This window comes from Pedobacter sp. MC2016-05 (assembly GCF_026239735.1).
GTDB lineage: Bacteria > Bacteroidota > Bacteroidia > Sphingobacteriales > Sphingobacteriaceae > Pedobacter.
The window spans coordinates 1-19639 of the sequence record NZ_JAPIVT010000002.1 but is presented as its reverse complement, the minus strand read 5'-3'; the positions used below and the strand labels follow the sequence as shown (position 1 = coordinate 19639).

Below are 19639 nucleotides of genomic sequence, written 5' to 3'. Positions count from 1 at the left end.
TTTATTCCTCAAATCAAGGATTATGGGTTCTAAAACAGTACAGAGCTCATCTAGCTGTGTAAAGTAATCTTTCTTCGGGGTACTTTTGTGAATGTTAAAGCCCTGTAAATTAAATATCTACAGGGCTTTTTTTGCGCAAATACGTTTTAGGTACAGTTATATTCTTCTGCTTGAAATAAATAGTCTAACCACTTTGACCTAGGCAATTACTCCATTTGGTCAATAGATATGTTTGTCACTCTTACTGCTTGATAGATAAATCTTGAAAGATCATCGTTTCTTTTAACTTATCAATTTGTAAGCTTATTCTTCCCGATTTATCACATACAAATAGGATAGCAAAATTACCTTACTTCCATTTTTAGAAGTTTAATCACTTATTATTACTTTAGCAGTTATGCAAGTCTTATCAATATTATTATTCCTTTAACAACTTTTACGGTGAGTTTGAGGTACTGATAAAAAAAATCGGAAATACACGTTTATATAGAGAAGCGAACTGAAAAAAAGATTTTGCAAAAACAGTTAAAAAGAAAGAGGACCTTTCGTTGAGTCACGGTGAGGTCTACTCTGCAGTTTATTTGACTTCTGTAGAATTCCAGAAACATCGTGATACGGATATCTTTGACGATGATTTTTGCATCCATGCCATCGCAGTGCGAGGAGGGCGGGTATCAGAGAGTGAACTTGAGAACCTAAGCCTTCGGGTAATCTCAAAAACTCTAGATAAAAATATTAAGAGTTTCATCAATCAATTACAACGACACCTTAAAGAAAGTGATAATTACGGTGAAGGTGTAGGCAATGGAATGCTATATGGCAGAACCTTTTACAACCGATCAGAAATTGTAAGAAAAACATTATGGTTCTTCTTTGAAAGGAAGTTCCAGCCCTTGTCAGTTGATTAAAATGAACCGGGTGTGAGACTTGCTTCTGGTCGTGAATATTAATCTTGATTTTATATTTCAAAGACTTATCTTTGATTTTTACAAATAAAATGAACTCCATCACGATCAAAGAATTTTATCAGGATATATTGGGAGAAAGCTGTCCTGATATAAATCAATTTCTAACGGATAACATTCATAAAGATGTTGGCCATTTCAATGTTTTTGATATTTCAGAAATTGCCAAGACCTGCACCTCGAAAACAGGTATGCCTTACAATAAGAGAACTTATTACAAGATAAGCTTAATTAGCGGGCAAAATAGAGTGGAATATGCAGATAAAACGGTGGTGATTGACGATTGCGCTGTGCTGTTTGCTTCTCCTAAAATCCCTTATAACTACACCCATCTCTGTACCGAGCAATCTGGACATTTTTGCGTTTTTACCAAAGATTTTCTTCCTGCCTCAAAGATTGGGTTAGAACTCGACAATCTGCCTGTTTTTTCGCCACAAAGCGATTTCGTCTATCAAATATCAACAGAACAGTATCAAAAATTTGAAATGGTTTTCTTAAAAATGCATGAGGAAATACAATCTGATTATATTTATAAGTACGATTTATTAAGGAACTATTTGATGGAGCTGATTCATTTTGGGCAAAAATTAAAGCCTATTCTGCCGGTTGAAAACATTAAAACTGCCGCTTCGAGAACCACAACCTTATTTATCGAGCTATTGGAAAGACAGTTTCCGATTGAAAATTTTAGTCAAATCTTAAAACTAAAAACCCCAGCAGATTTCGCCGGGATTTTAGGCGTTCATATCAACCACCTTAACAGAGTTTTGAAAGATACCACAGGCAAAACCACGGGCGAAATTATCGGCAGCCGCATTTTTAGAGAAGCCAAAATTTTGCTTACACAAACTTCCTGGAATGTTTCTGAAATTGCCTTCACATTAGGATTTGAAGAGGTAGCGCATTTCTCAAATTTTTTTAAGAAATATGGAAATCAGTCGCCACAACATTTCAGAGAACTAGCTATTGTTTGATTTTCGCAAATTTTCGTTTGATTTGTACAAACGCCTCGTTAGCTTTGTTGATGATCTTTGTTTTAGTAATTAAAACGAAAAATAATGACAAGTAAAATAGCTTTAGTAACAGGTGCCAGCCGCGGGTTGGGTAAAGATTCGGTTATCGCATTAGCAAATAGAGGATTTGATATTATTCTAACCTACCAAACAAAGAAAGAATCTGCTGACGAAGTAGTAAAAGAAATCGAAGCATTAGGGCAAAACGCATTTGCATTACATTTGGATATCTCCTCAACTGCTGGATTTAATCAGTTTGTTTCGGAGGTAAAAAATCTTTTAGATACCCAATTTTCTTCAGCAAAATTAGATGCGTTAGTAAATAATGCCGGAATCGGAATTAACGAGAGTTTCGAAACTACAACTGAAGAAACATTGGATGCAATGACAAATATCCATTTTAAAGGACCTTATTTCTTAACGCAAAAGTTATTGCCTTTATTAAATGATGGAAGCAGCGTGGTGAACACTTCTTCCGGGTTGGCAAGATTCTCTTTTGCAGGTTATTCAGCCTATGGCGCAATGAAAGCAGCCATAGATTCATTATCAAGATACCAGGCTGTAGAATTGGGAAGCAGAAAAATCAGAGTTAATTCTATTGCTCCTGGAGCTATCGAAACAGATTTTGGGGGCGGTGCCGTTCGTGACAGTGCAGAATATAACCAGCTTATTTCTTCACAAACTGCCCTAGGAAGAGTGGGTTTGCCTGATGATATTGGAAGCGTTGTTGCATTTCTTTGCTCAGATGATGCTAAATGGATTAATGCACAAAGAATTGAAGTATCTGGTGGATTCAGAGCTTAATTCCATCTAGTACATATCTAAAACCCATTTAACAATCTGTTAAATGGGTTTTTGCTTTTATAAAGATTATATGATAAATGCTCATTTAATAATTATCTAAGTTTTTTGTGAGATTTAAAATATAGAGGTATTTATGCAAAGTTCAAATGTATGATGAGATTATCCATTTAAATTTTTAGGCAGCAAAATCTCATTGATATTGCGACATATTTTTTAATGTTGAGTTTAAAAGTTAGTTTTGTACACTAACCGAATATATATTAGGAGCAACCTGTCTGATCCAAAATTTGAAAATGGGGTAAATAGGGTAGAAAATGAGCATAAGAATTTTGATGATTATTATCAATCAACCTCAAAACGAAAATTTGAAGGTTGGCCAATTCTTTGGGTTTTTAATTGTACTCCTTGTAGTATTTCTAATTCTGTGCTATACATGAACAACCACAAGTATTTTAAAGTGGATTGATGGGAAGTAGTGGATCTGATTTTCGAATAGCTGGAATACAGATATTGCTATTCATTTTTAAATGAATACTTGATGAGCGTTAATTTAGATTGGAACGTATTAAAATTTTTCGTCATCGCTGGGAATCTGTTCAGCTGAGAAATAACAATATAACATAAGACCAAAAGATAATATGTAAAATACTGCGGTGATAATTAGGAAAGTGCTCATAATGTTGATTATTTGGTTAGTGTAATTATAACATTAAGTTATCATAAATATTATAGTAGAAACGCTGAATGATTCAATAATTATCAACATTTTCAGAAATAGTGTTGAAAACTATTTACTTAGTTGGTTTATCATTTTGGCGCCTGCTTAAATTTTCGTCGTAATTGCTCTTATGTAGGAGTTTGTCTGTCTGATTTACCCCCTCAATATGACCTAAATAGCAACACATCAATTTTATAGTATTGGCTAATTTTATTTTGTCTTTAATAAACCAATTAAATATGAGTGTACAGCCAAAATGCAGCAAACTTTATGGTTTTATGGTGCTATACGATATGCAGACCGATTTTCTCGTAAGAGCGCTAGACGAGATAAAGGAAGCAGATGCACAAAAACGATTGGATACGAAAGCAAACCACATCGCTTGGATAACCGGGAGTGTGGTTTCTGGTCGCTATTATCTTGCAAGCTTATTGGGTATTGATGCTGAATTTTTAACAGGTGAACTTTTTAAAGATAACCATGGAATAATTGATGACGCTAATTATCCTTCATTAGCTGATTTTAAAAAAGATTGGGAGTCGATTTCACCCTCGCTGCAGGAGGCATTGAGTAATGCATCAGAAGAAAAATTGAATCAAAAAATAGAAATGCCAGGCATGGAAATGACTTTGTTTGATATGGTTAGTTTTACCAGCTATCGCGAAGCCAATTGCATCGGACAAATTGCACTGTGGAGAAGGTTGCTGGGCTACGCAGGAATGAGTTATATGTAATCGTTAACTAAATTTGCACTTGTTTGCATCAATTGAATTCAAAAGATAAACGTTAATGAGGAACAAAAAACTGGAGCTTTTACAACCCTTTGTAGGAAATTGGACTACCCAAGGACATACAGTTGATGGAAAGAGCATTATAGGTACCGATGTGTATAAATGGATAGACGGCGCTTTTTTTATGATACATTATGTGGATGTCTGTTTTGCGGATATGAAGTCTAGCTCGATAGAAATTATTCATTATGATGATTTAGAAGATGTTTTCAGAACACAAGCCTTTGGAAGCGATGGTTCAATATCAATATCTACAATAAAAATATTTGATGACATCATTCTCATTTTTGCTGATAGTGAGCGTTTTCAAGGTAAATTTAAGCTTAATAAAATAGAAGGTACTTGGGAACAAAGAATTAATGGAGAGTGGCAACAGTGGATGGATATTCAACTAACAAAGACATCATGCCGTTGAAGAAACTTAGTTTAAATGGCAAAGCCGAAGTTGATGAATTTATCAACCAGTTGAATCATCCTTATAAGGAGGAGATATTGCTGTTGCGTTCCATCATTATCAATGCTAACAGTGATATAACGGAAAGGGTAAAATGGAATGCACCAAGCTTTTATAGCAAAAATGATATGGCTGCGTTTAATCTTAGGGCCAAGGGATATGTTCAAATTATATTTATCTTTTATGATGGCAAAATGCTTGAAGATTCATCGTTTTTACAAGGGAGTTGGAAAGATAGAAGAGAAGCTCGGTTTTACGGTGTGGAAGACATCAAAATGAAGCAATCTGCATTGGAGCAGTTTGTAAATAACTGGCTAAGTTTATAAAACAGACAACATAAAACTTAATAAACTAAAACATGAAAATTGCAGTAATTATTATCCGCGTATTATTAGGAGGCATGTATATTTTTGCTTCAGTACCAGTTCTTTTTAATATTTCGATGGGCGAAATGCCCAAAATGACGGCTGATCAAACCACCTTTATGTCGGGAATTATGGTAGCCAAGTACTTATTTCCTTTAATTAAAGTTACAGAGTTGATAGCTGGCCTGATGTTATTAATAGGAAGAACGGCACCATTAGCAGCAATAGTTATTTTTCCAATAACCTTAAATATTTTCTTGTATCATGCTTTTTTAGGCCCTAAAGAATTACCTATGGTTGGTGTAATGTTATTATTTAATTTGTTTTTATTTTACGCTTACCGCCAAAAATATTTGCCTATCATTTCGAAATAATATTTTTCCTTATTAAAACTTTCTAATACTTTTTTGCTTTATTTATTGTTTCAATATAAAAGATGATTAATTATCTTTAAAAACTAACTGATAATAAAAATATGAGAAAATTTCCCTTTTTGCTGCTGCTTTTTGTGGCTGTTTCATTTTCGGCATTGGCGCAAAGCAAAGATGCTATAGTTGGTAAATGGCTTAATTCATCTGGCGAAGGACAAATAGAGATCTTCAAAAAAGGAGACAAATATTATGGAAAGTTGGCCTGGATGAAAGAACCAAATCTAAATGGAAAACCAAAATTAGATGCCAGAAATCCAGATGCTAGCTTGCAAAAGAGACCACTACTTAATTTAGAGATTTTGAAGAACTTTGTTTATGAAGATGGCAAATGGACCGATGGTACGATATACGATCCAAAAAGTGGTAAAACTTATAGCTGTAACATGACTTTAAAAGGAAATGATGTTTTAAACGTTCGGGGTTATGTAGGGATTTCACTACTTGGACGTTCGGAAACCTTTAGAAGAGTAAAATAGTTAAGATGAAAAAAATATTATGGTGCCTTTTAATGGCACCTTTTTTTTGCGCTGCACAATCGGTTTCGTTAAAACCACTGAACGAAATCACCAAAACCAGTTTACGTGGATTAAGTGTGGTAAGTGATAAGGTAATTTGGGTAAGTGGAAACAATGGATCAGTTGGAAAAACTGTTGATGGTGGTAAAAACTGGCAATGGGTTAAACCCAAGGGTTACGAAAAACTCGATTTTAGAGATATCGAAGCCTTTGATGATAAACAAGCTATTATTGTAAATGCAGGTTCACCGGCTTACATTTTAAAAACAATTGATGGCGGTACAAATTGGACTGAACATTACAAAAACGCAGATTCGGCGATTTTTTTGGATGGATTAGCATTTTGGGACAAAAACAAAGGCATTATCTTCGGCGATCCGATCAAGGATAAAATGCAGCTACTTAAAACTGTAGATGCTGGTAAAACCTGGGAGGATATATCTCCGAACTTAAAAGTTTCCTTGGCGAAAGGTGAGGCTGGCTTTGCTGCGAGTGGAAGCACCATTAAAACCTTATCGGGTGGCAAAGTTTGGATCTCTACAGGTGGAATGGTCTCTAATATTTATTATTCTGATGATTACGGTCAAAATTGGAGCGTATTTAAATGCCCAATTTGGCAAGGTAAAGAAACTACAGGTCCATTTTCTATGGATTTCTATAATTCAAAAGTAGGTGTTGTTGTAGGCGGCGATTATGTTCAGGATAAAATAAACGCTAACAATGTGCTGCTTACCAGTGATGGTGGCCAAACTTGGGAAAAGCCAATTACACCTGTTTTGGGTTATCGATCTGGCGTAACTTACGTTAATGCAAAAACGCTGGTAGCTACAGGCACATCAGGTACCGATTTATCCATTGATGGCGGTAAGAATTGGAAACATATTTCTGATCAAAGTTTTAATGCTATTCAAAGAAGTAAAAAAGGCAAGGCTATTATTTTGGCTGGAGAAAAAGGATCTGTCTATCAGTTAAGCCTAAATTAAATTATTGTTAATCTGTAACAGAAGGACCAATCTTCGTTCTAAACGGTATAATAAATTTTTGGTTAAGTGCATTTAAGTTCAATAATTTTGTTTCTTTGCTCTATCTAAATATCAAAAACAAAGCTTATCTGTGATAAAACTTACAATCAAATATTTCTAGTTCTACAATCAATTTTGTAATATTAGAATTTTATAACACAGATTAGGAAATAGGCGCAATGGCTTTTTACAAACATTATTCATTCGATCTTTGGTTAACGTTGATTAAATCAAACCCAACGTTTAAACTCGAAAGAACCAAGTACTTTCATGCTAAGTTTAATGCCAAGCAAAAAAGTATGGATGAGGTGGGTGCTATTTTTCGCCAGGTAGATTTGATGGTGAATGCCATTAACGAAAAAACCGGTAAAAATGTTGATGCTGATGAAATGTACCTCATGGTGATTAGCATAATCAACGATTTCAGTTTTGCTTTTAACGAGGTAGATTTAGAGAAGATTTATTATGATATGGAAGAGCTGCTTTTTGAACACATGCCGCTTGTATATTGTGAAAATTGTTTACCCGTTCTTTCTCAAATAAAAGAAAGCAATTTAAGTTCTACCAATATTTTAAGTAATACCGGATTCATCAAAGGTAACACCTTAAAAAAGGTGCTTCATCATTTACAAATAGATCAATTTATCGATTTTCAATTGTATTCTGATGAGGTACGGCTATCAAAACCAAACCCTAAATTTTTCGAATTGATGTTAAACAACATTGATAGAAGCAAACATCCCGAACTTGATTTACAACATATTATTCATGTTGGGGATAATCCACATGCTGATATTCGGGGCGCTAATGCAATGGGTATACAAAGTATGTTGATCAACTCCAATAATCAATCTATTTTAACGTTACTTTCATGATTCCTTACACCTACTCACTTCACAAAATTGATAACACAGCCGATTTTGGCTTCAATCCCGATCATTACAGTCGTTTTAAATTTGGTGATAACTTCATTGCAAGATCGTTTGGTAAAGATTTAGCAGATGGATTTATTAAATATTACCTGGCTGATAATTTGATTACTGATCAAATCGTAGTCATTTCAAGTCCGTACAGTTTTATTCCCACAGCTACCTTTGCGATGAAAAACTATTTCGTTTCCCAGCTAAATCGCTGGTTGGTAGAAAACGGAGGCTTGCAGGTACAAGAAACCAAAGTGCACAGAACGGTTACTTACAAGGAAGATTATGGCGAGCTAAGTGCCGAAGAACGTTTAAGCCTGATCGGCAATGATTCTTTTCACATTGATAAAGATTTTCTAGTTGGAAAAACCTTATTATTTCTCGATGATATCAGGATAACAGGTAGCCATGAGCGAATGATTTTGAAAATGGCTAAAGCGTATGGCTTATCAAATGAAATGCATATGCTCTACTTTGCCGAGTTGGTGAATAAAAACATTCATCCAAACGTAGAGAATTTCTTAAATTACCACCAAATCAAATCAATTTTCGATTTGGAGGAAATTATAGATGGAGGGGATTTTTGTTTCAACACCAGAATTGTTAAGTATATTCTCAATACCGCTTCAGAAAGTTTTAGCATCTTCCTCGAACGTAGAAATGGCGATTTTATAAACGAATTGTACGATTTGGCGCTAGGAAATGGCTATCATATCATTGAAGCTTACGCCAAAAATTTACATCAAATTAAAAATTACATCAAAAATAACAACTATAAATTAATTTAAGATATGGCTATTAACTTGCAAAAAGGACAAAGAGAAAACATTGATGCACCTAAATTTACAATCGGTTTAGGCTGGGATACCAACAGCTCTTCAACTGGTGCTGCATTCGATTTAGATGCCTCGATTTTTATTTTAAACGATCAGAAAAAACTGGTTTCTGACGAAAATTTTGTTTTCTACAACAACTTAACTTCTCCTGATGGAGCAGTGGAACATACAGGCGATAACTTAACTGGGGATGGTGATGGTGATGATGAACAAGTGAAAGTAGATTTGACTAAAATAGATCCAAGAGTAAGCGAAATTTGTGTGGTGGTTACCATCCACGATGCTGAAACCAGAAAACAAAACTTTGGTCAGGTAAGAAATTCTTTTGTAAGAATATTCGATGCCACAACCAATGAGGTGATTTTGAAGTATGAATTGGAAGAAGATTTTTCAATCGAAACAGCAGTTGAGTTTGGCAGAATTTACAAACGCGAAGGCAAATGGAAATTTGAAGCGGTTGGAATGGGAATGAAAGGTGGTTTACAGGATTATTTAAACAAATATCAATAAAATTATGGCAATCAATCTTCAAAAAGGTCAGCGAATCAATTTAGAAAAATCAAACGGAAGCAAGCTGCAAAATGTTTGTGTTGGTATTAACTGGGGCGCTATCGAAAAGAAAGGAATGTTTGGTTTCGGTTCATCAAAAGAAGCCGTAGATTTAGATGCCAGCTGTGTTTTATATAACCACAGTAAGCAACTTCTAGAAGTGGTTTATTTCGGTAACTTAAAATCTAAAAACGGATCGGTAAAGCACAGTGGCGATGATTTAACTGGCGACATGGGTGGCGACGATGGCCTGGATAACGAAGTGATTACTTTGAATTTAGCTCAATTGGATGCCAATGTTAATTACGTAGCTTTTGTTTTAAATAGCTTTAGAGGACATGATTTTGGTACCATTCCATTTGCTTCTATCCGTATTTACGAAGGCACCAGCAAACGTGTAAATGAGGTTTTCGCTACCTACGATATTGCAAATGATGCTGCCTTTAAAGGCTCAGTATCTATGGTTATGGGCGTTTTCTACAAAAAAAATGGCGAATGGAAATTCAATGCCATCGGAGAACCAACCCGCGATAAAAAATTAGAAGAAACGGTTAAAACTGTAACTCAAAACTATTTATAGTTTACAGCTTAAATATAACTATGGAAACCAACCCAAACGAAGCGATCCCGAATTTAACGCCAGTTAAACTTGATAAAGATGGCAATGTAAATCTCGAAGTAATTACCACTGAAGAAACTGCAAAATATAGAGAGATTGCAAAATCTTTAGAACCATCTGATGTGAATTCCATTTTAAATTATGGAAGTGAAGCACAAAATTCGATGGAGAAATACAGTAACGATTTCTTAGCATCGGTAAGAACTTACAACAGTGGTGAAGTGGGCGGTCTTATTAACGAACTGCTTACCGAACTGAACTATATTGATGTTTCTGAACTGGAACAAAGTGGCTTCAAAAGTTTTATCTCTCGCATTCCATTTTTAAAAAATCTGGTTGTTGATGTGAAAAAACTATTCCAGAAATATGATGTAGTGGTTAATAATATTGATAAGATCACCAACAAAATCAAAGCTGGTCGATTAAACTCAATTAAAGACAATACCGCTTTACAAACTATGTTTGATAGCAATGTAAGCTACATCAAACAAATGGAAGATTTAATTATTTCTGGTCAGTTGAGATACAACGAACTGCAGCTTAAACTTGCCGAAATGGAAGGCAGACCTGCAGATTACCAAGATTATGAGATAGCTGATTTGAGAGATTTCACCAGCCGCCTGGATAAACGTTTGGCGGATATGAAAATTGTTCGTTTCATTATGTTGCAGTCTCTGGCTCAGATTAGGGTAGTGCAAAATAACAATACATCGATTGCAGAAAAAGCACAGTCTATTGTTTCTACCACGATTCCGGTTTGGAAAAACCAGTTAACCATTGCGGTTGCACTACAAAGGCAAAAAGCCAATGTAGAAATGCAAAAGAAAGTTTCGGATACAACAAATACCATTTTGCAGAAGAATGCAGAGATGTTAAAACAAAATAGTATCGATGTTGCTAAAGAAAATGAAAAAACTGTTGTTTCTTTGGAGACCTTAAAAATGACAACCTCTTCGTTAATTGAAACATTAAACGAAGTGAAACAAATTCATGAAGCTGGGGCACAAAGCAGAAAAGTACTCGATGGTGAATTGAAAACTTTAGAAGCAGAGTTGAAAAAGAACGTGACGAGGGTGAGCTAAACTAAACTATGGATGAATACCGTTTAAATATTTTAAATAAATCAAACGCAGAGATCAACCGTTTACAATTGCTCTCTGCGTTTTTTGATGATGAAATTATTTATAAAATCTTCTTAAGAACGCAGGTTATTCATCAACTATTTTCCAATAATGAAGATTTGGAAATAGAAAAACTCGATCTTTTTCATTTACAATTTACGGATAGTGTTATTGCCTTACTCCGGAAAATTAAGAAAAGCAATGAGAAAAATGTGGCCTTAATTTATGATGAAATTGATCTGAATGAAGCCCTAATTGATAAAATTTCAGGCTCGCTCGATGATAAAAATAAATTCACGCAAGATAAACAGAAGCAAACATTAAAAGTAAACCAATCGCTTAGGCGACTGTACAACAATCTCTCTGATCTAAGCACCGATTTTCCATTCTCAAAAAATATTAACGTATTCAGTGCCAAGTACGCAAACGATTATTATTTCGATCTAACAGCCGACCAGTTATCACAATTGGTCGATTATCAAGGTAAAAATGTTTATTCGAATGCGTATGCTGTGATTGAAAAGAAATTAATGGGAAGACTTTGTAAGTTCGATTTTAGAACAGAGTTTCATCTGGGTTTAAAATCTGGCGAATTAATTATCGAGGTATATAAGTTTTTGGATAACAAGACTTATTTTCTGTTTTATCCCAGCAGAAATCTGTTCCTGATGTGTGATTTATCAGTTTTTAAAGATCTCGATACGTCCAACAATCTTTCAGAACGAGAAAGAATTGTTCAGGAATTAGAATACAAAAATGATAAGTTGAAAAGTAATGCTGCGGTGATGAAAACGGCCATGTCTAAAGATGTGCAGGATTTATTAGAAAGCAGCTACCAGAAAATTTCTGACATCAACTTTCTAAATCACCTCAATAATTTCGATGTACAATCGAATATTCTGAAAGAAATGCTACGTACAGATCTTTTCTAAACCGCTATCTCGATAAAATAGAGAGTTTACTTTTAAACAAATCGATAGTTCGTTGCCAAGCCAATTTCGCTGCGGCTTCATTGTACCTAGTTGGCGAAGTGTTATTGTTAAAAGCGTGGTTCACGCCATCGTAAATATAAATTTTGTAGTCTATTTTATTTTCTTTCAATGCTTGCTCATAGGTTGGAATCCCAGCGTTTATGCGCTCATCCAAGCCACCATAATGTAGCATCAAACTGGCTTTAATTTTAGGTACATCGGCCGCATTAGCTTGTGCGCCATAATAAGCTACAGCAGCTTGCAATTTCGGATCGTTAACAGCCAGTTTATTGGCCATTCCACCGCCCCAGCAAAAACCTACACAACCTACTTTACCATTTCCATCTTTTCTGTTGCGCAGATATTCCAGGCCTTTCAAATAATTTTGAAGGTTCTTTTGTGGATCAAGCTTACCAATTAGTTCCCGCCCTTTATCTTCATCTGCTGGTGTTCCGCCAAGCGGAGAAAGTGCATCTACGCCAAGCGCTAAGAAACCTTCGGCTGCAATGCGTTTAGTTACATCAATGATATGTGGGTTTAAGCCCCTGTTTTCGTGAATAACCAAAACACAACCCAACTTCTTTTTGCCTTTTGGTTTTGCTAAAACTGCTTTCATATCACCATCAACACCAGCGTAAGTAATATTTTCTACTTCAATGTCATCACTATTAAAATCAGCTGCAGCAGCATAATTATTTTCTAACATAGGTAAAATAGTCAAGGCTAATGCCGTACTACCAGCAAGAAGCGCAAGCTTTTTCATGAAATCTTTTCTGCTTACATGGCTGTGGGTATATTCGTCGTAAAGGGTAATGATTTTCTGATCCATTTTAGGTTGATTTTTTATACACAAGATAACCAAGCCTTGCGATATTTAATACATTTTTTGCTAAAAGTTACAATAAAGCGCTACCCATTTTTTTATCAATTCTACCCGATGCTTTACATACCCTGGCGTTAAGAATGTGTTAGACCAATCGTCGTAATTATCGTAAAAGAATCTTAAAAAAAAGATATGGAAACTAATTCCTAAATAGGGAATTGCCAATATTTCATCATCGGTTAATGTCCTGATTTCTTGATAAGCTTTTAAAAAAATATTGAAATCTACTTCTGCCTGCTCTTTGGTAATCCGGTTATTTAATTGATGGAAGAAATAATGATTCAAAAACGACATCAAATCGTTGACTAAATAACCTTCTCCTGCAAAATCAAAATCGAAGAAAGTGATTTCACCACCCTTGTCAAAGTGAAAGTTTTTTGGAAAAAAGTCGTAGTGGCAATAGCCATAAGAAAAATTTGAGGTATTAAATGATGAAAATTTATCTATTACCTTTTTAGATAGTGCATTCAGATATTCATATTCATCAGCCATTTCTTTAAAATGAGGCTTTAAAGTTCTCAATGGCGCTAATAGCGTGTTTTCGAAGTTGAATTGTTGTCGCTGATGCTTAAGTTTTAGATTTACAGTGGTTTGATGTAATTTGGCAATGTCTCTACCAAGTGTGATTAAATGATCTTCATTCAAGTCAATGATTACATTTCCTTCAGCCCAAGAAAATAGTATGCCATTTCTTGTGCCTTCAATGGCATTAAATTGTTGTATTTGTTTCCCACTTCTATCTTTTAATGGATGAGAAACAGAATTTCCATTTGACTTTAAAATATTTAATAACTCCACTTCGGCTTCTATCTCCATTATCTTACGATGAGAATCACGATAAATTTTAAATATGTATCGCTCTTTTGTGTTCTCTACCAGGTAAGTATCGCTCACATTTCTAATTAGTAAGCTACAAGTTGTATCCTGTTCTAATTGATAAACTTCAATGAGATATTTATTTAGGGCCGTTGCCGATAAGGTAGAATATTGAGCCGGGAAAATAGAATTCATTGCTTCGGAATTAAAATCTACCAAATATATAAGATTAAAATCGTGGCAATACTTTAATTAGACTACCTTGTAATGTTTTGAACGTGTTGTTCTAATTAACGTTGACTTATTGACAGAGATATTCGATTGCCTTATAGATAATTATATCGAAGATAAGGTTGGTGTTGTAGAAAATTTTCTTAGTATCGCTCTCGCTGCTCATTTAAAGACCAATTTAATTCATCTTTTTCAAAACAATGAACTTCTCAGCGCTGGCATTGGTAACCATAAAATTGTTGTTCATGACAAACTCGTAAGGAGTGATGTAATTTATTGGCTGGATAGGAAACATAATAACCCATACGAAAATGAGTTTTTCGATTTGATGGATAAATTTGTGCTTCACATAAATAATACTTGTTACACGGGCATTACTGGCTACGAATTTCACTACACGCTTTATCAACCAGGAGCATTTTACAAGAAACATATAGATCAGTTTCAAAACAATGGCAGCCGACAATATTCACTAATTCTGTATTTAAATGCAGATTGGAAAATTGAGGATGGGGGAGAGCTACGCATTTACCAAAATGATGCACAGCAGAATATTTCTCCAGTTAGTGGCAAAGGTGTTTTTTTTAAAAGTGCCGATTTGGCTCATGAGGTTTTAGTAACAAACAAACAAAGGATGAGCATTACTGGCTGGCTAAAAATAGGTTAACAAAAAGCGCTTTCTAGGTTTGAAAGCGCACTTTATGTTAGTTCTCTTCCGTATATTTTTTAAAATTATCTAAAATGGACTGCCAGCCGTCTCGCTGCATTTCTATCGGGTTCTGATTTTCTGGGTCGAATGTTTCGATAACCTTCGTTCTGCCATCTGTTTCTGCAAAGGTGATTTTTACTTGCCTTCCATCGCCCAAGCCATACTCAATAAGTTTATGCTCTTCTACGTTGCTGTAAATTCCTTCAAAGTCAAAACCCATACTGCCATCTTTCGCTTCCATTCGGGTTTTGAATTTCCCGTCGGTTTTTAAATCGTTTTCGGCATAAGGCGCATGCCAGTCACTCGCTGCGAAAGTCCATTTTGTAATGTGCGCTGGTTCCGACCAATATTGCCAAACTTTTTCTACTGGCGCATTAATAACTGCTTCTATTGTTATTGGTGTTTTAGTTTCCATTTCTTGAGATTTAATTTTTATATAAAGCTAATTGAAGTAATTACATTCTGGCAAGGGCGGATGCGACAAATTGTAGGTGTAATTTTCTTGAATAACTTTTTCTTTCGTAACAAATTGAAAACAAATGCAAAAGTAAACTTTGATTACTTACTTTGGATGCTAGTTAAACGTTTTACTAAATATGTTATGAGAAAAATTTTAGTGCTACTTTTAGTAAGCTATACAGCTGTGTTTGCACAACAAAGATCGGCACCAGCTTATCCTTTAATTACCCACGATCCTTATTTTAGCATTTGGTCCTCATCAGATTATTTGAACAAAAGTACCACCAAACACTGGACTGGTGCCAACCAATCACTCACTGGGATGATTAACGTTGATGGAAAAGTTTATAATTTTCTGGGTCAATCAGAAAAAGTTTATCGTTCTATTTTACCTACCGCAGATGAAAAACCAATGGAATTATCATTTACAGAAGGCAGGCCAGATGCAGATTGGTTTAATGTAGGTTTTAACGATAGTAAATGGGAGAAGGGAATGGGGCCAGTTGGTAGTGAAAAATCGCAGGTAAGAACATTATGGAGCAAGGATGAAGTTTGGACAAGACGTGTTTTTACACTAAAAAATATAAACAGCGAGAAGCTTTTTTTTAAAATTAAACATGATGACAATGCCATAGCTTACTTAAATGGTCAGGAAATTTACAATGTACCCAAGGTGGAGGGTAAATTTGTTTATATCCCGTTGGATAAAGCACTTTTGAAAACCGGGAAAAATGTGCTGGCTGTTTATGCCAAAAATAACGGAGGGCCATCATTTTTAGATTATGGTTTAGTAGAGGAGCCGGCGGATGCCAATGCCACAAAGATCGAAGAAGCAATACAAAAAAGCTTAACCTTTAATGCTACGCAAACCATTTATACATTTAAGTGTGGTAAAATTGATTTGACTTTAACATTCACATCTCCACTTTTAATGAATAATCTGGATCTTCTTTCGAGGCCAGTTTCCTACATCACCAGTAAAGTTAAAGCCAATGATGGAAAACAACATGAGGTAAAACTATATTACGGGGCATCAACCAATATCGCAACACATAGTGCTTTACAGAAGGTTGAAGCCAAGAAATATGGCACTGCAACCCTTTCTATATTGCGGGCGGGTACCATTGAGCAACCTATACTAAAAAGAGCGGGCGATGACGTTAGGATAGATTGGGGTTATATGTACGTTGCTACGCCAGCTAGTTATAAAAGCATTCAAAACATTTCAAGTGTCAGCAATGCATTAACCACATTTTTAACGGGTAAACAATTCAAACAAAATGAATTACAGGGCAAACAATTGGTTTTAAATACTATTATTCCATTAGGAAAAGTTGGGACTGCAGAAAGGGAAAATTTTGTGATGTTGGGCTACGATGACCTCTATTCTTTACAATACTTCCATGCCAATTTAAGGCCATGGTGGAATACCAGCGGAAAAGAAACGATCGAGAACCAGCTGCAAAAGGCCAGTGCCGACTATTCTGAAGTGACGCAAAAATGCAAGGCTTTTGATCAGAAATTACATCAGGATGCTGTAAAAAGTGGAGGAGAGAAATATGCACAATTATGCATTTTGGCTTACAGACAAGCGGTTTCTGCCCACAAATTGGTGCAAAGCCCCAATGGTGAGTTATTGTTTCTATCCAAAGAAAATTTTAGCAATGGATCTATCGGAACGGTTGACATTACCTATCCATCAGCACCTTTGTTTTTAATGTATAATCCTGAATTGGTTAAAGGCATGATGAATGGGATATTTTATTTCAGCGAAAGCGGCAAATGGACCAAACCTTATTCAGCACATGATTTAGGGACTTATCCACTGGCAAATGGCCAAACTTATGGAGAAGATATGCCAATAGAGGAATCGGGAAATATGTTAATCTTAATGGCTGCCATTGCTAAAACCGAAGGTAATGCCAGTTATGCTAAAAAGCATTGGAAAACCCTGAGCATTTGGGCAGAGTATTTAAGCAAAGAAGGTTTAGATCCGGCCAACCAATTATCCACCGATGATTTCGCAGGTCACCTGGCCAGAAATGCAAACTTATCGGTTAAAGCGATCGTTGCCTTAGGTGGATATGGGATGTTGGCCACCATGCTTGGCGAAACGGCAACAGGGAATAAATATACTGAAATGGCCAAATATATGGCTAAAAAGTGGATGGAGTTAGCGGATGCGGGTGATCATTATGCGTTAACTTTTAACGACAAAAATACATGGAGCCAGAAATATAATCTGGTTTGGGATAAAGTGTTAAATCTTGGCTTATTCCCGCAATCTGTTTATGATAAAGAAATTAAATTCTATTTAACAAAACAGACAAAATATGGCTTGCCACTGGATAGTCGTAAAACTTATACGAAATCTGACTGGATCACCTGGACAGCTACCTTAGCATCGGATAGAAAAGATTTTGAAACTATAATTGAGCCTGTGCATACTTATGCCATTGAAACGCCAGATAGGGTACCACTGAGCGATTGGCATGAGACCAAAGATGCCAGAAGACAAAATTTTACCGCTCGAAGTGTAATTGGTGGATTCTTTATTAAAATGTTCGAAGAGAAATTAAATAACAAAAAGTAGTGCCTTCATCTGCAGTTTTCTTATTCTATTCTAATAGGCGCTAAAATTTTAAAAACAATTCATTTCATTGTTGGTTAATTAATTGGTTTCTAAATATTTAAAATTGGTCAGGTTAGAATAAAATTAAGGAGATGGGAAAAAGTGTGTGTGTGCTAGAGGATGATGAGGGAATTAGGGATGTAATTATTCTTTTATTACAAGAAGAGAATTACGATGTAACAGGTTTCGCAAGTATAGAAGACTTCAATTTAAATGCTAAAAATCTTAAACCAGATCTATTTTTGCTCGATGTAATGCTTCCTGATGGAAGTGGTATTGATATTTGTAGTGGTTTAAAGACGGCTGATAGCACTAAAAATATTCCGGTTCTGATGATGAGTGCCCATGCAAAAATTGGAGAAATTAATAAGACTTGTAATGCTCAGGGATTTATTTCCAAGCCTTTTGATATTTATGATTTGTTGAAGCGTGTGGATTACCAATTAAATCTTCCATCCTAATTTTTATTGGAAACCGTATTGGTTTAATTAACGTATATGTAAATAGATTCATTCAGAAAAACCTTAAACCATAAAATATGACACATTCAACCATTGCAGCAATACTTGGCGGTCCAGAGATGATAATTCTTGGCGTTGCTATCCTTTTATTATTCGGAGGTAAGAAAATTCCAGAATTAATGAGAGGCTTAGGAAAAGGCATTAAAGAATTCAAAAACGGACAAGAGGGTACAGAAGAGCCTAAGGTTCAGAAAGAAGTATAAAATATTTGCTTAAATAAAAAACATTTACCGAAAAACATTCGAAAACTTCAGATCTACCATCTGGAGTTTTTTTTATAGGATGAACTTGTTTGGAACCGATGTAATCACGCTTCGCTTAAAATTAACTTTTAGATTACATATAAAACATTCACTAGCGTTAATTTTGCCCCGTTCTTGAAATAGACTAACACAAGAGCCGAATGTTAAAAACAAATGAAATATCTAGTTAAAGAAATAAGTGAAGGAAATTGCGATATCACTTTATTGCCAGAGAATTTAAATGATCGGAACCTTTTAATCGAAGCGACAAGAAACTTACCAAAAAATAATCAAGAAACTATTCAATTTCACTATGAACATGCACTAAAGAATGAAGTTCATAATCAAGCTGCTTTTATATCCTTAAATGAATCAGAAAGTAACTACCCCAAAAGAGTAAACGTAAATTATCAAATTGTATAAAAGTTCAAGGCTTTCCTAACAAGAAGGCCTTTTTTTATGGACTAACTTATCTTAGTGAGCAGGGTGAGTTCAAAAAAGTGTAGGCATAAAAAAAGCCATCATTGCTGATGGCTTTAGTTTCGATTTGTTTATTGTACTCGGGGCGGGAATCGAACCCGCACGCCTTTGAAAGCACAGGATTTTAAGTCCTGCGTGTCTACCAGTTCCACCACCCGAGCATTAGTCAATCCCGATAAATCGAGTTGATTAATGTTTTAAAATAAATGCCTTCCGGTAGGAAAGGCATTTAGAGCGAAAGACGAGATTCGAACTCGCGACCCCGACCTTGGCAAGGTCGTGCTCTACCAACTGAGCTACTTTCGCATGAATAATACAATCGCTGTATTCCCTTTGGGGTTGCAAATATAGAAATATAAATTTCAGATTCAAAAATTATTAAAAATTATTTTTTGATGATTGATAATTTTTCGGCTATCCATCTTCAGAAGTTGAATCAACAAAAAAAGAGGCTGTCTCAAAATACCCTGAGGCAGCTTTTTTTTGTATTTAAATAAATCCTATGTGTTCTTCGTTTATTGCTGGCTAGAAATGTTTATTTAACCATTATTTTGTTAAAACGGGCAAAAGCA

The 19639-nt window shown here is 35.2% G+C and carries 23 protein-coding genes and 2 tRNA genes; 20 read left to right on the top strand and 5 right to left on the bottom strand.

The features are described from left to right. Nucleotides 1–548: 548 nt before the first annotated feature. From OQZ33_RS03135 to OQZ33_RS03065, 15 genes are all read left to right on the top strand, one after another. The gene (locus OQZ33_RS03135) at nt 549–908 is read left to right on the top strand and encodes a hypothetical protein (protein WP_265797592.1); all 360 of its coding nucleotides are present in this window, start codon (nt 549–551) and stop codon (nt 906–908) included. Between the two features lie 89 nt (nt 909–997). After that, nucleotides 998–1939, top strand: a complete 942-nt coding sequence (locus OQZ33_RS03130) for a helix-turn-helix domain-containing protein (protein WP_265797591.1) — start codon at nt 998–1000, stop codon at nt 1937–1939. Nucleotides 1940–2023: 84 nt separating this feature from the next. Continuing rightward, on the top strand, nt 2024–2782 hold the full coding sequence (locus OQZ33_RS03125) for an SDR family NAD(P)-dependent oxidoreductase (RefSeq protein WP_265797590.1): 759 nt from the start codon (nt 2024–2026) through the stop codon (nt 2780–2782). 957 nt (nt 2783–3739) lie between these two features. Further along, entirely contained in the window at nt 3740–4234 is a 495-nt protein-coding gene (locus OQZ33_RS03120; protein ID WP_265797589.1) for a DinB family protein, read from the top strand. 55 nt (nt 4235–4289) lie between these two features. After that, nucleotides 4290–4706 carry a hypothetical protein gene (locus OQZ33_RS03115; protein ID WP_265797588.1) on the top strand — a complete coding sequence of 139 codons (417 nt, stop codon included), beginning with the start codon at nt 4290–4292 and terminating at the stop codon, nt 4704–4706. Beyond that, nucleotides 4697–5071 (top strand): DUF1801 domain-containing protein, encoded by a 375-nt coding sequence (locus OQZ33_RS03110; protein ID WP_265797587.1) that lies wholly within the window; start codon nt 4697–4699, stop codon nt 5069–5071. Before OQZ33_RS03115 ends, OQZ33_RS03110 begins: the two co-directional genes overlap by 10 nt. A 32-nt stretch (nt 5072–5103) precedes the next feature. Next, on the top strand, nt 5104–5484 hold the full coding sequence (locus OQZ33_RS03105; protein ID WP_265797586.1) for a DoxX family membrane protein: 381 nt from the start codon (nt 5104–5106) through the stop codon (nt 5482–5484). 101 nt (nt 5485–5585) lie between these two features. After that, nucleotides 5586–6017: a DUF2147 domain-containing protein gene (locus OQZ33_RS03100; RefSeq protein ID WP_265797585.1), complete on the top strand. Its 432-nt coding sequence runs from the start codon at nt 5586–5588 to the stop codon at nt 6015–6017. Nucleotides 6018–6022: 5 nt separating this feature from the next. Beyond that, entirely contained in the window at nt 6023–7039 is a 1017-nt protein-coding gene (locus OQZ33_RS03095) for a WD40/YVTN/BNR-like repeat-containing protein (protein WP_265797584.1), read from the top strand. Nucleotides 7040–7257: 218 nt separating this feature from the next. Beyond that, nucleotides 7258–7953, top strand: coding sequence for an HAD family hydrolase (locus tag OQZ33_RS03090; RefSeq protein ID WP_265797583.1), 696 nt, complete (start codon nt 7258–7260; stop codon nt 7951–7953). Further along, nucleotides 7950–8786: a phosphoribosyltransferase family protein gene (locus OQZ33_RS03085; protein ID WP_265797582.1), complete on the top strand. Its 837-nt coding sequence runs from the start codon at nt 7950–7952 to the stop codon at nt 8784–8786. Before OQZ33_RS03090 ends, OQZ33_RS03085 begins: the two co-directional genes overlap by 4 nt. A 3-nt stretch (nt 8787–8789) precedes the next feature. After that, nucleotides 8790–9344, top strand: a complete 555-nt coding sequence (locus OQZ33_RS03080) for a TerD family protein (RefSeq protein ID WP_265797581.1) — start codon at nt 8790–8792, stop codon at nt 9342–9344. A 4-nt stretch (nt 9345–9348) separates the two neighbouring features. Further along, nucleotides 9349–9963 carry a TerD family protein gene (locus OQZ33_RS03075; protein WP_265797580.1) on the top strand — a complete coding sequence of 205 codons (615 nt, stop codon included), beginning with the start codon at nt 9349–9351 and terminating at the stop codon, nt 9961–9963. A gap of 20 nt (nt 9964–9983) precedes the next feature. Continuing rightward, the gene (locus tag OQZ33_RS03070; protein WP_265797579.1) at nt 9984–11084 is read left to right on the top strand and encodes a toxic anion resistance protein; all 1101 of its coding nucleotides are present in this window, start codon (nt 9984–9986) and stop codon (nt 11082–11084) included. A gap of 8 nt (nt 11085–11092) precedes the next feature. After that, entirely contained in the window at nt 11093–12055 is a 963-nt protein-coding gene (locus OQZ33_RS03065; protein WP_265797578.1) for a hypothetical protein, read from the top strand. Between the two features lie 4 nt (nt 12056–12059). Here the strand turns inward: OQZ33_RS03065 and OQZ33_RS03060 are convergent, their stop codons facing one another. Then, the gene (locus OQZ33_RS03060; RefSeq protein WP_265797577.1) at nt 12060–12923 is read right to left on the bottom strand and encodes a dienelactone hydrolase family protein; all 864 of its coding nucleotides are present in this window, start codon (nt 12921–12923) and stop codon (nt 12060–12062) included. Between the two features lie 60 nt (nt 12924–12983). Continuing rightward, on the bottom strand, nt 12984–13988 hold the full coding sequence (locus OQZ33_RS03055) for a phosphotransferase (RefSeq protein WP_265797576.1): 1005 nt from the start codon (nt 13986–13988) through the stop codon (nt 12984–12986). 109 nt (nt 13989–14097) lie between these two features. Between OQZ33_RS03055 and OQZ33_RS03050 the strand changes: the two genes are divergently transcribed. Beyond that, the gene (locus tag OQZ33_RS03050) at nt 14098–14691 is read left to right on the top strand and encodes a 2OG-Fe(II) oxygenase (protein ID WP_265797575.1); all 594 of its coding nucleotides are present in this window, start codon (nt 14098–14100) and stop codon (nt 14689–14691) included. Nucleotides 14692–14728: 37 nt separating this feature from the next. Here OQZ33_RS03050 and OQZ33_RS03045 read toward each other — a convergent pair whose 3' ends face one another. Continuing rightward, nucleotides 14729–15148, bottom strand: coding sequence for an SRPBCC family protein (locus OQZ33_RS03045; RefSeq protein WP_265797574.1), 420 nt, complete (start codon nt 15146–15148; stop codon nt 14729–14731). A 186-nt stretch (nt 15149–15334) separates the two neighbouring features. Between OQZ33_RS03045 and OQZ33_RS03040 the strand changes: the two genes are divergently transcribed. The 4 genes from OQZ33_RS03040 (at nt 15335) to OQZ33_RS03025 (ending at nt 19010) form a co-directional block, all read left to right on the top strand. After that, nucleotides 15335–17785, top strand: coding sequence for a glutaminase family protein (locus OQZ33_RS03040; RefSeq protein ID WP_265797573.1), 2451 nt, complete (start codon nt 15335–15337; stop codon nt 17783–17785). Nucleotides 17786–17916: 131 nt separating this feature from the next. Beyond that, entirely contained in the window at nt 17917–18285 is a 369-nt protein-coding gene (locus OQZ33_RS03035) for a response regulator (RefSeq protein WP_265797572.1), read from the top strand. A gap of 77 nt (nt 18286–18362) precedes the next feature. Next, nucleotides 18363–18548: a Sec-independent protein translocase subunit TatA/TatB gene (locus OQZ33_RS03030; protein WP_056849829.1), complete on the top strand. Its 186-nt coding sequence runs from the start codon at nt 18363–18365 to the stop codon at nt 18546–18548. A gap of 213 nt (nt 18549–18761) precedes the next feature. After that, nucleotides 18762–19010, top strand: coding sequence for a hypothetical protein (locus OQZ33_RS03025; RefSeq protein WP_265797569.1), 249 nt, complete (start codon nt 18762–18764; stop codon nt 19008–19010). Between the two features lie 134 nt (nt 19011–19144). Here OQZ33_RS03025 and OQZ33_RS03020 read toward each other — a convergent pair. Continuing rightward, a tRNA-Leu gene (locus OQZ33_RS03020) sits at nt 19145–19228 on the bottom strand. Between the two features lie 72 nt (nt 19229–19300). After that, nucleotides 19301–19373 (bottom strand) — tRNA-Gly (locus tag OQZ33_RS03015). Nucleotides 19374–19639 lie beyond the last annotated feature (266 nt).